Source organism: Pseudomonas sp. PGPPP1, from assembly GCF_002255865.1.
Classification (GTDB): domain Bacteria; phylum Pseudomonadota; class Gammaproteobacteria; order Pseudomonadales; family Pseudomonadaceae; genus Aquipseudomonas; species Aquipseudomonas cremoris.
In genome coordinates this window covers 25,550-38,479 of record NZ_NKIG01000029.1, presented here as the reverse complement: position 1 = coordinate 38,479, position 12,930 = coordinate 25,550, and the positions used below count along the sequence as shown (strand labels likewise).

Sequence of the window (12,930 nt, the reverse complement as noted above, 5' to 3'; positions counted from 1 at the left end):
GGTCATTGCCGCGGAGCTGGAATCTGATCCAGTAACTGCTGGAGCACCTGGTCGACCTCCAGCCCATCAATGTCCAACTCTGGTGCTATACGCACCCGGTGGCGCAGTACCGCGAGGGCGCAGCCCTTGATGTCATCCGGCGTAACGAATTCGCCCCCGCGTAACAGTGCACGAGCGCGGGCGCCGCGAACCAACGCGATGGACGCTCGGGGCCCGGCGCCGATGGCCAGCCCCGGCCAATTGCGGGTAGCGCGCGCCAGTCGCACGGCGTAATCGAGGACTTGTTCGTCGAGCGCCAACTCACTGGCGATTTGTTGCAGTTGCAGCACGTCTTCGGCTTGCAGCACCGTGCGTAACGGCTGTACGTCGAGCATGTCGGCTCGGGATGAGCGCGTCACTTCTCGCACCATATCCAGTTCGTGCCGGGCGTCGGGATAGTCCATGCGCACCTTGAGCATGAAGCGGTCCAGTTCCGCTTCCGGCAGCGGGTAGGTACCTTCCTGCTCGATGGGATTCTGGGTTGCCAGCACCATGAACGGTTGGCCGATAGGCAGCGCCTCACCTTCAAGGGTCACTTGCCGTTCCTGCATGGCTTCAAGCAGGGCCGCCTGGGTCTTGGCTGGGGCACGGTTGATTTCGTCGGCCAGCAACAGGTGGGTGAATACCGGCCCTTTGCGCAGCTTGAACTGCTCGGTGTGCAAGTCATAGACGGCGTGGCCGGTGACATCGCTGGGCATCAGGTCCGGCGTGAACTGGATGCGCGCGAAGTCGCCGTCGAAACAACGTGCCAGTGCCCGTACCAGCAAGGTCTTGCCTAATCCGGGTACGCCTTCGAGCAACACATGGCCGCCGGCAATTAGCGCCGTAAGCACATCGTCGATCACCTGATCCTGGCCGATCACTGCCTTACGCAATTCGGAACGCAGTGCCTGGGCCTGCTGGCTGGCGCGGTGCAAGGAATCGCCCGTCGGGGCAGTGGCCGTTGGAAATTCGCTCATAGGGCATTCCTGAGGGTTTGCAGGCACGCCACCTGTCGGCAGAAGTCCGCGCTGGAAAGGCGTTTATCCGGCAGTGGGCCGAGGGCCTGGCTGATGACGTGAGAGGGTTGATGCGTCAGGTGCTCAAGCACCCGCCACTGTTCGACGTTTTCAAGATGCTCGAAGCCGGGATGGCGCCGCCGCGCGGCCCGCAGGATGTCGCGTTGCAAGGCCTGTAACAGGGTGCCTTGGCCGCTGCGACGTAACAGGAAGTCGGCGCTGGCTTTCAAGTGTTCCTGCAACTGCCGCCGGGCTTTGGGGGCAGGCGTCTTGATTGGGCCTTGGCGCATCCCTGCGTGCCAGAGTGCGAGGGCGATCAAGGCAGTCAGTGCCACCAGCGCCTGGGGAAAGTAACGCACCACCAAGGTGAACAGGTCATCCACGTCGCTGTTGAACAGCAAGGTCACGGCATTACCTTGGTTCAAGTACCACAGCAGCCAGGCGTTATCATGTTTGCCGATGTTGGGGTTTTTCCACAGATCGCTGTCGGTGATGACCGTTACACGGCCTTCCCCGAGGTTGAGTTGCATCAGGTGGCTAGAATGGGCGCTGTTGGCTGAGAATTGCGCCAGGTGCTTGGGGTCAGTGAGGTTAAAGTCTGTGTCGAAGCTGAAATAGGTCGGAGCGGTTTCGTTGTCGACATAAAGTTTGGTCAGGTCCGGTGCTTTCTTTTTGCGGGCCTGGACGGGTTCATCAGGTTCATCGCTCAATAGCTGGTGAACCTGCAGACGATCGAGCAGCAAGTCGCCGCTTTTGCCGGTCTCTTCATCCCACAGCGCTTCGGCCACTAACACCAGGTGGCCGCCTGCCTTTGCCCAGTCCAATAGTTGTTCTACCTGGCGGGGGGGCATATTGCTGCGTTCCCCCAACAGCAGAAGGCTGTTGTCTTTAGAGGGGAGGGTGGTCAGCCGTTCAAGATTATCGGCATGCTCAACGACCAGCCCTTGCTGGCGCAGAAAGTGCTCGGCCGCCAGATAGGGGTTGGCCATTGCATCCGGTGAAGGGCCGCGATCGATCACTTCCTCATAAGGGATTGCCTTGTGCCAGGCATAAAGGGCACCCGCGCCGAGCAGGCACGCCAACAGCACGCCAAGCCACAGTAATAGCCGATTCATCATGCTCCCCCCGAACTGAAGAGAGCACGCCAGTCACTGCACAATTTTTGTTGAACAGACGCGGGAGGAAGGTGATGACCGTAGGCAAGGTTTTGCCAGTGTTGCGTCAGTTCATTACTGAAGGCCAGCAACTGCGGTTGTTGCAACTGGTGAACACGGTCCAAGACCTGGCCTTCGGTGTCCGCGCTTTTCAATGGCAGGTTGAAGTCATGCAATAACCTGCTGAGCAAGCCGCGATAGAGCAGACCGAGGGCTTCCCGTGGTTGGCTGGCCCACAGTTGCTCGGCGGTGCTGGCAATATCCTCGGGCAAGGTTTCAGTGCCCAGTTGCAGCCCAAATAGTTGCATAGGCGCAGGCTTGGCGACGTTAGGTGGTGGCCCACGTCGGCTGACAAAGGTTTGCAGCCAATCGCGGTAGCGCCAGACCACCAGTGCCAAGCCCGCAATCAGCAGACTCCATAGCAGCACTTCCAAGCCTTGGGCTACATGTTTGAAAGCGTTGCTGTTGAGATTATCCAGCAGCGCCTGTAACCACGCAGGAAGCTTGCCGTCACCGTGGGGTTTGTTTTCAGCCGCAGGTTTTTCTCCGTCAAAGCGATAGCGGGTAACGGTTTCCGGATTCTTGAAGGGAGGGTTTTCCAGTACGGACTTGATCGATTGGCTCGCGCTGGCGGGGCTTGGCAGTTTGGCCTCATTGGCCATGGCCGACGGACTGAAAGGCAGCAGCGTCATCGCAATTAACAGCAGCATCAGCGGCGCTACGCTGCTCAGGCGTTCTCGCAGGCGCCGGAAAACCAGTTCAAGGTCCCACGCCTCAAGCACAGTGCGGCGATTGAGGTAGAGGCTGAATCCGCAGGCGACGTAGATCGGCTCCCAAAACACCAGGACCAGGGCATAGAAGGCGTTGCTCAAGTGCTCCAGCCACAACGCTTCATTGCTGGTCGACAGTGCCAGGCGTTGCCAGTCCCAGCCCAGTTCGACTTGTTGCGGGATAAATAGATAGAACAGCGCCATGCAGCCGAACCACAGGCCAATTTCTAGGTGAGCGCCGATGATGGTCAGCCAGCGCGCCGCGCCGGCATTGTGCTGTAGCAGCACCCCAAGGCGTTTTTGCCGGGAGTGGCCGTCGAGGCCTTCGAGTTGGCTGACCGGCATGACGAAACTGCGACTCAAGCTGAACCGTCGCCACGTCAAACTGGCGAGCAGTTGGCCGTTCAATAAGCGTGGCCATTGGCGCACGGCCTGTTTGAGGCTGGGCGTTTCACCAAACAGCGCCTTGGACAGGATATACAGCGGCAAACGGTCAAACGCCGGCTTGAGCCACCAGAGCAGGAACATGGCTGTGGACGGGTATTTCCACAGCAGTGCGGTGATAAGAGCGAACACCGGCAATGTCACCAGGGCCCAACTACTCATCAATAGTTGGCGATGTTCCCGAGCCATTAACACCCCCAGGTCCATGGCTTCCCAGGAACTGCGCGGGCGAATCACCACGCTGGCATCACTCAGGCGCATGATCGGTCCGCCCGGCAAGGGTGAGATAGGCGGCGACCATCAGCCAAAGGGCTGCCCCCACGAGGTATTTGACCCAGGGGGCGATCTGGGTGGTGGACGACCAATAAGCCTCGATAAATGCCGCAATCAGCAGAAAAACCATGACACCGCATAGCATCTGTACGCTTTTACGTGCCGCCAACCGCAAGGACTCGCTGCGCGGCAGTTGGCCGGGGGCGATCAGTGCCCAACCCAGTTGCAGGCCGGCGGCGCCAGCCAGGGCGATGGCCGTGAGCTCGAAGGCACCGTGTCCGATGACGAATGACCAGAAGGTCTGGCCGTAGCCGATTTCGGTCAGATGCCCGGAGATCGCACCAATGATCAGGCCGTTGTAAATCAGAAAAAACACGCTGCCCAAGCCGAATAGCAGGCCGGCGGCAAAGGTTTGGAAGGCAATGCCGATGTTGTGCATCACGTAGTAGCCGAACATCATCCAGTCTTCGCTCGATGCTCGCTCGACAGCGCGACCCAGGCGGCTGGCATCGGGGTCGTACATGCCCTGCATTTCGGCCACTTGCTGCGGGCTGACGATGCTGTAGATCAGGTCGGGAAACAGGTAGACCAGCAGGGCTATGCCCACCAGGCTGCCAAAAAACAGCAGGCTGGCGATCAACACGAAACGCCACTGTTCGCGAACCAGTCTAGGGAAGTCGGCCAGCACGAAACCCAACACGGTTGCCGTCAATTGGCCGCGGTGACGGTACATTTGCTGGTGCCCGCGCAGGGCAAGTTGTTGCAACGAATCCACCAGGTAACTGCTGTAGCCGCGCTCCTGGGACAGGGCCAGATGCTGGCACAGGCGCCGGTATTGAAGCGGGAAATGGGCCACGTCACCGGGCTTGGTTTTGCCTTGCTCCAACTGCTTGAGTTGTTCGGCAAAGGCTTGCCATTGAGGCTGGTGGCGGCTTTCGAACATGCTCTGTTTCATGTCGGCCCCAGCAGGCCGCGAGCCACACCGTTGAGTTGTTCCACCGCACGGTTCGGGGATACTTGCAAAGGCATTGCGAGAATCGAGGCGAGTTCGTGAACCCGCTCGGCCGACAACTCACCCTGGCGCTCGGCGAAGCCAAGGAGGGCCCTTTGTTCGCTGAGGTCCAGGGCAAAGGGCAGGCGCAGTGCGGCCACTTGCGGGACTTTAGGCCGCACCATGGGGGATTCGCGGTAGATCACCAGCGTACCGGCAGCCAAGTCGCCGAGGCGTTTGAAGTGGGGGTGCTGCAGGCAGCTGATGGCGCCGAGGAAGTAGCCAAACGGCAGCATGTCGACAAACCGCAGCAAATTGCGGATCAGCGACGCTGACCAGCCGACCGGAGTGCCGTCGTCTTGGACTACGCGCAACCCCATCACCTGTTTGCCCGGTGAGCAGCCCTGATTAAGCACCTCGAAAAGCACCATGTACCACCAACTGACTAAAAACAGCAGCAGGGATCCCAGACCGATGCCAATGTTGCCCAACAGTGCCAAGGGCACCAGGAGTACGCCCATCATTAGCCCGCGTACGCCAAGGTCGAATGCGAAGGCCAGCGCGCGTGGTACCAAGCCGGCCGGGCGCAAAGGCAGGTCGATGCCCTCCGGGGTCTCGATTTGGTAGCGGGTATCCAATGAGGTTGATGGCATTGCGATCCTTGGCAGTGCAAAACGGCTGGGAGACTCGGATGCTAGCAGTGTCGGCGATGGAAGCAACCACTCAACATTTTGCTGGATGTTTGTACAGTGTATTTGGCGCTGGCGGCGAGGACCGTTCGGGGCCTAGACTTTGTCGATCTTCAGTACAGGAATAGCCCGTGACCTCCATTTTCTGGTACGACTATGAAACCACCGGCATTAACCCGCGCAACGATCGCCCCCTTCAAGTTGCTGGCATCCGAACGGACCTCGAGCTCAATGAAATCGGCCAGCCGGTGAATCTTTATTGCCAGCCTGCCGACGATATCCTGCCCCATCCGGCTGCCTGTGCGATTACCGGTATAACCCCGGCGATCCTGGCGGAAAAAGGCCTCGCCGAGGCCGATTTCATGACGCGGGTTCACGCCGAGTTGGCCGCCCCTGGCACGTGCGGGGCCGGTTACAACACCTTGCGGTTCGACGATGAAATGACGCGCTACAGCCTGTATCGCAATTTTTTTGATCCCTACGCGCGAGAATGGCAGGGCGGCAACAGTCGATGGGACCTGATCGACGTGGTTCGCACCGCCTACGCCCTGCGTCCGGAGGGTATCGAATGGCCGCAACAGGATGGCCGCGTCACGCTCAAGCTGGAGCGTCTGACCGAAGCCAACAGTATTGATCATGGCCAGGCCCACGATGCGTTGTCCGACGTGCGTGCCACTATTGCCTTGGCTCGATTGGTTCGCGAGAAACAACCCAAGCTGTACGACTGGCTGTTTCAGTTGCGCAGCAAGCAGCGGGTGATGGACCAAGTGCGCTTGCTGCAACCCATGGTGCATATTTCCGGGCGTTTTTCTGCCGAGCGCCATTATCTGGGCGTGGTTCTGCCCCTGGCCTGGCATCCGCGCAATCGCAACGCGTTGATCGTCTGTGACCTTGGGCTTGATCCTCAGGGGTTGCTGGAATTGGATGCGGACACCTTGCGTCGACGTCTTTATACCCGCCGTGATGACCTGGCCGAGGGCGAACTGCCCGTACCGCTCAAGTTGGTGCATATCAACCGTTGCCCAGTGGTCGCGCCGCTGAATGTTCTGCGGGCCCAAGATCGTGAGCGCCTGCAATTGGACATGGGAATTTACCAGTCCCGAGCACTGCGGCTAACTGACGCACAAGAACTTTGGCAAGGTAAGTTGGCGGCTATTTATGCCGAGGAGGAATTCGCGCCCAACTCGGACCCGGAACAGCAGCTGTACGATGGTTTTATCGGTGATCGAGATCGGCGTTTATGTGAGCAAGTCCGGCTGGCCGAACCGGCACAACTAGCGCGCCAGCAGTGGCCGTTTGATGATCAGCGTTTGCCCGAACTATTGTTCCGCTACCGCGCGCGTAACTTCCCCGATACCTTGAATAGCGAGGAGCAACAGCGCTGGAAACATTTCTGTCAGCAGCGTTTGTCAAATCCGGAATTTGGCGCGCCCAATACCTTGGAGGCATTTAAGCAGGCCAGGCAGGAGTTAGTCGTTAGTGCGACGCCCTTTCAGCATGAGGTGCTGGACCAATGGCAGGAATATGCCGACTCTTTAGCCGCCCGTGTGAATCTGTAGTCGATTTTTTACAAAACATGCAGGCAATAAAAAACGCCAGCAAGCTGGCGTTTTCTGATGTGTCGCGTATCTGGCATGAGCCTCGCGAGGCTTAGCCCAGCAGGGTAGCCCAGCCTTCAACCACGTCACCACCCCACTTGGCTTTCCACTCTTTCAGCGTTTTATGGTTGCCACCTTTGGTTTCAATCACTTCACCGTTGTGCGGGTTTTTGTATTGCTTGACCTTGCGAGCACGTTTGGTGCCGGTAGTTTTCACGGCGCCGCGAGGAGCCTTAACTTTCGACTCTGGATCCAGCAGCGCGATGATGTCACGCAGGGATTTGGAGTATTCGCCCATCAGGGTGCGCAGTTTGCCTTCAAATTCCAGCTCGGTTTGCAGTTTGTCGTCTTGGGACAGATTCTTCAAACGGGCTTGCAGCTCTTTGATAGCTTCTTCGGTGGCACGGTATTCGTTGATCAGAGACATGTGGACTACCTTATGTAGAGCGCTGATTGACAGGGAGAGTGGCCTAATAATAGTCAGGCAGTTTCCCCAAGTAAACATTTAAGGGTGTATTTATGTGATTTACTTTGGATGTTTGTAGCAAACCCCTGCCATCGAATTAATTACTAGGTCGTATGCCTAAAGATAATTGCCTTGAAATAGTGGGGGTGGGCTGAGAATGACGCAGTAGATTCATATAAAGGTGGTAAACCCTTAGGTTATTAAGGGGGAAACCGAAAGCGGGCGGTCAGAATAAGCGCTAAGGAATAATGCAGTTTTGCCGCGCAATCGCTAGAATGGCGGCCTTTGCGAAGTTCTGGAGTCTCCCCCCAATGCGCACTTTTCGGCTGGTGATTGCTTGCCCGGACCGGGTAGGTATCGTTGCCAAAGTCAGTAACTTTCTGGCGTCCCACAACGGCTGGATCACCGAGGCCAGCCATCACTCGGACAATCTCAGCGGTTGGTTCTTCATGCGTCACGAGATCCGTGCCGATACGCTGCCGTTTGGCCTTGAGGCCTTCCGCGAGGCATTTGCGCCGATCGCCGAAGAGTTTTCGATGACCTGGCACATCACCGACACCGAGCAGAAAAAACGCGTGGTGTTGATGGCCAGCCGTGAGTCCCACTGCCTGGCCGACTTGCTGCACCGCTGGCACAGCGACGAACTGGATTGCGAGATCGCTTGTGTGATCTCCAACCATGACGACCTTCGCAGCATGGTCGAATGGCACGGCATCCCGTACTACCACGTGCCGGTCAACCCGCAGGATAAAGAGCCGGCGTTCGCCGAAGTGTCGCGTCTGGTCAAGCAGCACGAAGCCGACGTTGTGGTGCTGGCGCGCTACATGCAGATCCTGCCGCCGGAACTGTGCCGCGAGTACGCCGGCAAGGTGATCAATATTCACCACAGTTTCCTGCCGTCGTTTGTAGGGGCCAAGCCGTACCACCAGGCCTCCCTGCGCGGCGTGAAGCTGATCGGTGCAACTTGCCACTATGTCACCGAAGAGCTGGATGCCGGTCCGATCATCGAGCAGGACGTGGTACGTGTCAGCCACAGCGACAGCATTGAAGACATGGTGCGTTTCGGCCGTGACGTCGAAAAAATGGTCCTGGCCCGTGGCCTGCGCTATCACCTGGAAGATCGCGTTTTGGTTCACGGCAACAAGACCGTCGTGTTCTGATCAACGCGTTGTGATTGAACAATAAAGGGCCTGGGCGTTAAATCGTCCCAGGCCCTTTTTCGTTGTGTGCCATTGAGGATTGACTGATGAGCGACCCACTGGATAAAGCCACATCAAAAGCCCCGGCAACTTTGGGGGAGGGCTGTTTGAGTCGTTATGACCCAGATGACCTGGACAGTGACGACGGCACCGAATTTCCAGGTGCCGCCGAATTGTGGGAGCGCGAGCAGGCCAAGCCCGAGCCCAGCGGCGAATAACGGGCCGTCGACGTCAGATTCGGAAACTCCCCACCAGTTGTTTCAACCGTGCGGCCTGTTGTTCCAGATCAGCGCAGGCGCGCAGGGTTGATTGCAGGTTTTCCACACCCTCCTGGTTGAGGGTGTTGATCTCGGTGATGTCCATATTGATCGACTCCACCACCGAGGTCTGTTCTTCGGTGGCGGTGGCGACCGATTGGTTCATGCCGTCAATTTCACCAATACGCTGGGTTACGCTGTTCAGGCGCTCGCCGGCCAGGTTGGCGATGTCCACGCTGTCATGGCTGTGACGCTGGCTTTCACTCATGGTGCTGACTGAATCCCGGGCGCCGACTTGCAGCTCCTCGATCATCTTTTGCACTTGTTGTGCCGACTCCTGGGTGCGGTGGGCCAAGTTGCGCACTTCATCGGCAACCACTGCAAACCCACGTCCGGCTTCCCCGGCGCGGGCCGCTTCGATGGCTGCGTTCAGCGCCAGCAGGTTGGTTTGTTGGGAAATACTGGTGATCACTTCCAGAATCTGTCCGATATTCACCGTTTTGCTATTGAGTTCTTCGATATTGCTGCTCGAAGCACTGATCATCGCCGACAGCTGGTTCATCGCCTTGATATTGCGCTCAACCACTTGCTGGCCATCTTCGGCCAAGTGCCGTGCATCACTGGCCTGGTGCGAAGCCAGTGCTGCGTTGCGCGCGATTTCCTGAGCGGCGGCCCCCAGTTCGTTGATGGCGGCGGCAACGCTGTTGGTGCGGTTGGCCTGTTCGTCGGAGTTGACCATCGATGAATTTGAAGCGCTGACCACCCGCAGTGCCACTTCATTGACCTGCTCGGTGGCCGAGGACACTTCGCGGATCGATGTGTGAATCCGCTCTACGAAGCGGTTGAATGCGTTACCCAGCGTGCCGAATTCGTCGTGATTCTGGATGGTCAGGCGGCGAGTCAGGTCGCCCTCGCCGTCAGCGATGTCCTGCATGGCGCGGGTCATCAGGTGCAGGGGTTGCAACAGCACCCGGATCAACATGCCCAGCAGGGCGATGATGATCACCACGGCAATGACGGTGGCGATCACCGCCGAGTTGCGAAACTCGCTGAGCATGGCGAAGGATTTGTCTTTATCCACCGAAATGCCGAGGTACCAGTTCACCGATGGCAGACCCTTGATCGGTGTAAACGTCACGATGTTGTCCTTGCCGTTGGCCTCGACTTCGCTGAAATCGCTGCTGATTTTCGGCGTATTTTTCGGATACATGTCGGCCAGGGTTTTCATCACCAGGTCTTTGTCCGGGTGCACCAGCACCTTGCCGTCGGCACTGACGAGGAACGCATAGCCCCTGCCGCCAAATTTCAGCGCACCAATGTTATCCACAAGGGTTTGTAGGCTCAGGTCACCACCGACCACGCCGATATTTTGGCCTGCCTTGGTGCTTGGGGTCGCGATGGAAATGATCAACTTGCCGGTGGCAGCATCGATATAAGGTTCGGTCAGGGTCGAACCGTTGCTGCTCTGTGCGCCCTTGTACCAGGGGCGAACACGCGGGTCGAAACCGTCGGGCATCTTGGTATCGGGGCGGATGGTGAAGGCACCCTTGCTGTCACCCACGTAGGTGGCCATGAACGAAGAGGTCAGGGTTTTCTGTTCCAGCAGGCTGGCAACGGCGGAAGGTTCAGGATTGGTGGCGATGTTCTGTGCGGCGTTTTCTACCAGGGCAATACGCCCGGTGAGCCAGGTTTGAATATTGCTGGCGGTGACGTCGCCCATTTCATGCAGATAGTTGTTGAGGTCATCACGGATAGCGTTGCGTTGCAGGTAGTCGTTGTAGAGGGTGAACAGCGCGAAAGCGGCGATGACGATAAGGGAGGCTGCAAGCAGGATTTTGTGGCTGAAGCGCAGATTTTTATTCATGGCTTGTAGGGTCCGCTAAGGTCTTAATATCAATGCGCGCCCTTGTGGGATGCGCAGAATGGCAGCGTCAAAAAAGGTGTGATACTTCTTGTGATAGCTCCTCCGGTTCCTGTAGGAACTATCTGACCTATTTTTAGACTTCGTGGGTCTCACATCCGTCTATATCGACCTGGCGGAACCAAAGATTAACCATGGGTGACAAAATGCCTCACGCCTCGCAACTCTTGATCGGCGCCGACCTTGAAGGCCAGCCAATCGCCCAGGCCATGCGCCTGGCCAACCGCCATGGGCTTATTGCCGGGGCCACTGGCACCGGCAAGACCGTCACCTTGCAGCGCCTGGCCGAAGCGTTCAGTGATGCGGGGGTGGCGGTATTCGCCGCCGACATCAAGGGCGACCTTTGCGGCCTGGGTGCTGCAGCCAACCCACAGGGCAAGGTCGCTGAGCGTATTGCCGGCATGCCATTCCTTGAATACACGGCCAAGGCTTATCCGGTGACGTTGTGGGATATCCACGGCCAGTCCGGCCACCCGTTGCGCACCACCATCAGCGAAATGGGCCCGTTGCTGCTCGGCGCTCTGCTGGAGCTCACCGACAGCCAGCAGTCGGCGCTCTACGCCACCTTCAAGGTTGCGGATCGTGAAGGCCTGTTGCTGCTTGACCTCAAGGATCTCAAGGCGCTGCTCAACCATCTGCGTTATCACCCAGAACTGCTGGGCGACGATGCGGCGCTGATGACCACCGGCTCCAGCCAGGCATTGTTGCGGCGCCTGGCAGTGCTTGAGCAGCAAGGTGCCGAAGCCTTGTTTGGCGAGCCGGCCTTGCAGCTCGAAGATATCTTGCAGCCGGCCAGTGACGGGCGTGGACGCATCCACCTGCTGGACGCCAGCCGCCTAGTGCACGAGGCACCGAAGGTGTATGCGACCTTCCTGTTGTGGCTGCTGGCGGAGTTGTTCGAACAACTGCCGGAGCGCGGTGATGCGGACAAACCCTTGCTGGCATTGTTTTTCGATGAGGCGCATTTGCTGTTCGCCGATACCCCCAAGGCGTTGCAGGACCGTCTTGAGCAGGTTGTGCGGTTGATTCGATCCAAAGGGGTTGGCGTGTATTTCGTCACGCAATCGCCCGGCGACCTACCGGACAGCGTGCTGGCCCAACTGGGTCTGCGTATTCAGCACGGCCTGCGGGCATTTACCACCAAGGAGCAGAAATCCCTGCGGGCGGTGGCCGACGGTTTCCGACCCAACCCGGCGTTCGATGCCCTGGCGGTGCTGACCGAGTTGGGTACAGGTGAGGCATTGGTGGGCACCTTGCAGGAAAAAGGCACGCCGGAAGTCGTCCAACGCGTCCTGGTCGCACCACCGCAATCGCGGATCGGGCCGCTGAGCGAGGCCGAGCGCGCTGCGATAGTCGCCAGTTCGCCATTACTGGGGCGCTACGACAAGCCGATCGATCGGGAGTCTGCCTATGAAGTGCTGATGGCGCGCAAGGAGCTGGGGCCGACCGAAGAGGCCAAGTCCGCCGCCGAAGAGCCGAGCTTTACCGACAAGGCCGGTGCGTTCCTGGGCACTACGGCGGGCAAGGCGCTCAAGTCAGCCATGCAACAGGCAGCCAATCAGATGGGGCGCCAGTTGGTGCGTGGGTTGTTGGGGTCGTTGCTTGGCGGTAACAAGCGCAAGTAGCGGCTCAGGCCTTGGGTTTGGCGTGGGCGGCCAGTCGCTCAAGCGCCGCGCGCAAGCCTGGATCGCTGATACCGTCGGCGGTGGCCTGAATGGTTTCGGCTGCGTTCTCCGACAAGTCCATGGTATGCCCCACCGCGCCTTGCTGGACGGTGGGGGGCTGTACCTTGAACTGGATGCGCATCAGGCTGGCAAACTCATCAAATGCCATTAATTGGCGCTGCAAGCGTTTTTGCTGATAGCGCAAGCGGGTTGCCCAATGGCCGTCGGTGACAATTAACAGTAAATTTCCTTCACGCCAGGACGCCACGTGACAATGTTCACGTGCGGCCGGCTGCAGTTGGCTTTCGAGCAGGCGTTGCAAATGGCCCAAGCGTTGCGCATGGCCAAAGATGGCTTTCAACGGCTTGGCTTCGCGAAGCAACACGCCGGGAGCGCGGGCTGTAAGAGGGCGAAATGCCATGATTAGACACCTTAAGTAACAGAGCGGCCATCTTAGCAGAAAGCGT

The 12,930-nt window shown here is 58.6% G+C and carries 12 protein-coding genes and 1 pseudogene; 4 read left to right on the top strand and 9 right to left on the bottom strand.

Going from position 1 to position 12,930, the window contains the following annotated elements; genetic code table 11:
- Window positions 1–2 precede the first annotated feature (2 nt).
- Genes CFE47_RS25260 through CFE47_RS25240 form a run of 5 tightly spaced genes read right to left on the bottom strand, consistent with a single transcriptional unit; the run spans window position 3 to window position 5,322 of the window.
- Window positions 3–998: an AAA family ATPase gene (locus CFE47_RS25260; RefSeq protein ID WP_286841200.1), complete on the bottom strand. Its 996-nt coding sequence runs from the start codon at window positions 996–998 to the stop codon at window positions 3–5.
- Window positions 995–2,152, bottom strand: a complete 1,158-nt coding sequence (locus CFE47_RS25255; protein ID WP_286841199.1) for a DUF4350 domain-containing protein — start codon at window positions 2,150–2,152, stop codon at window positions 995–997. Before CFE47_RS25255 ends, CFE47_RS25260 begins: the two co-directional genes overlap by 4 nt.
- The gene (locus CFE47_RS25250) at window positions 2,152–3,666 is read right to left on the bottom strand and encodes a DUF4129 domain-containing protein (RefSeq protein ID WP_286841197.1); all 1,515 of its coding nucleotides are present in this window, start codon (window positions 3,664–3,666) and stop codon (window positions 2,152–2,154) included. Before CFE47_RS25250 ends, CFE47_RS25255 begins: the two co-directional genes overlap by 1 nt.
- Window positions 3,653–4,633 (bottom strand): stage II sporulation protein M, encoded by a 981-nt coding sequence (locus tag CFE47_RS25245; protein WP_286841195.1) that lies wholly within the window; start codon window positions 4,631–4,633, stop codon window positions 3,653–3,655. Before CFE47_RS25245 ends, CFE47_RS25250 begins: the two co-directional genes overlap by 14 nt.
- Window positions 4,630–5,322, bottom strand: a complete 693-nt coding sequence (locus tag CFE47_RS25240; protein WP_286841193.1) for an RDD family protein — start codon at window positions 5,320–5,322, stop codon at window positions 4,630–4,632. The genes CFE47_RS25245 and CFE47_RS25240 overlap by 4 nt, the downstream gene beginning before the upstream one ends.
- 167 nt (window positions 5,323–5,489) lie before the next feature.
- Here CFE47_RS25240 and sbcB point away from each other — a divergent pair, with 167 nt between their 5' ends.
- Window positions 5,490–6,917, top strand: a complete 1,428-nt coding sequence (gene sbcB, locus CFE47_RS25235) for an exodeoxyribonuclease I (RefSeq protein WP_286841191.1) — start codon at window positions 5,490–5,492, stop codon at window positions 6,915–6,917.
- Between the two features lie 91 nt (window positions 6,918–7,008).
- On the opposite strand, the gene mvaT is transcribed toward sbcB, so the two are convergent.
- Complete coding sequence (gene mvaT / locus CFE47_RS25230; RefSeq protein ID WP_005790963.1) at window positions 7,009–7,383, bottom strand: histone-like nucleoid-structuring protein MvaT; 375 nt, start codon at window positions 7,381–7,383, stop codon at window positions 7,009–7,011.
- A 350-nt stretch (window positions 7,384–7,733) separates the two neighbouring features.
- On the opposite strand from mvaT, the gene purU reads away from it, so the two are divergent.
- Window positions 7,734–8,582, top strand: coding sequence for a formyltetrahydrofolate deformylase (purU, locus tag CFE47_RS25225; protein ID WP_015885632.1), 849 nt, complete (start codon window positions 7,734–7,736; stop codon window positions 8,580–8,582).
- A gap of 86 nt (window positions 8,583–8,668) precedes the next feature.
- The gene (locus CFE47_RS25220) at window positions 8,669–8,839 is read left to right on the top strand and encodes a hypothetical protein (protein ID WP_185708087.1); all 171 of its coding nucleotides are present in this window, start codon (window positions 8,669–8,671) and stop codon (window positions 8,837–8,839) included.
- A 13-nt stretch (window positions 8,840–8,852) separates the two neighbouring features.
- On the opposite strand, the gene CFE47_RS31875 is transcribed toward CFE47_RS25220, so the two are convergent.
- Together CFE47_RS31875 and CFE47_RS31870 are read right to left on the bottom strand one after the other, a co-directional pair.
- Window positions 8,853–9,617 (bottom strand): methyl-accepting chemotaxis protein, encoded by a 765-nt coding sequence (locus CFE47_RS31875; protein ID WP_376750111.1) that lies wholly within the window; start codon window positions 9,615–9,617, stop codon window positions 8,853–8,855.
- A 93-nt stretch (window positions 9,618–9,710) separates the two neighbouring features.
- Window positions 9,711–10,742 (bottom strand): annotated as a pseudogene (locus CFE47_RS31870) (HAMP domain-containing protein); the annotation flags it as partial.
- 203 nt (window positions 10,743–10,945) lie between these two features.
- Between CFE47_RS31870 and CFE47_RS25210 the strand changes: the two are divergent.
- Window positions 10,946–12,424: a helicase HerA-like domain-containing protein gene (locus CFE47_RS25210; protein ID WP_286841250.1), complete on the top strand. Its 1,479-nt coding sequence runs from the start codon at window positions 10,946–10,948 to the stop codon at window positions 12,422–12,424.
- Between the two features lie 4 nt (window positions 12,425–12,428).
- Here CFE47_RS25210 and CFE47_RS25205 read toward each other — a convergent pair whose 3' ends face one another.
- Window positions 12,429–12,884, bottom strand: a complete 456-nt coding sequence (locus CFE47_RS25205) for a DUF721 domain-containing protein (RefSeq protein WP_185708085.1) — start codon at window positions 12,882–12,884, stop codon at window positions 12,429–12,431.
- Window positions 12,885–12,930: the final 46 nt, after the last annotated feature.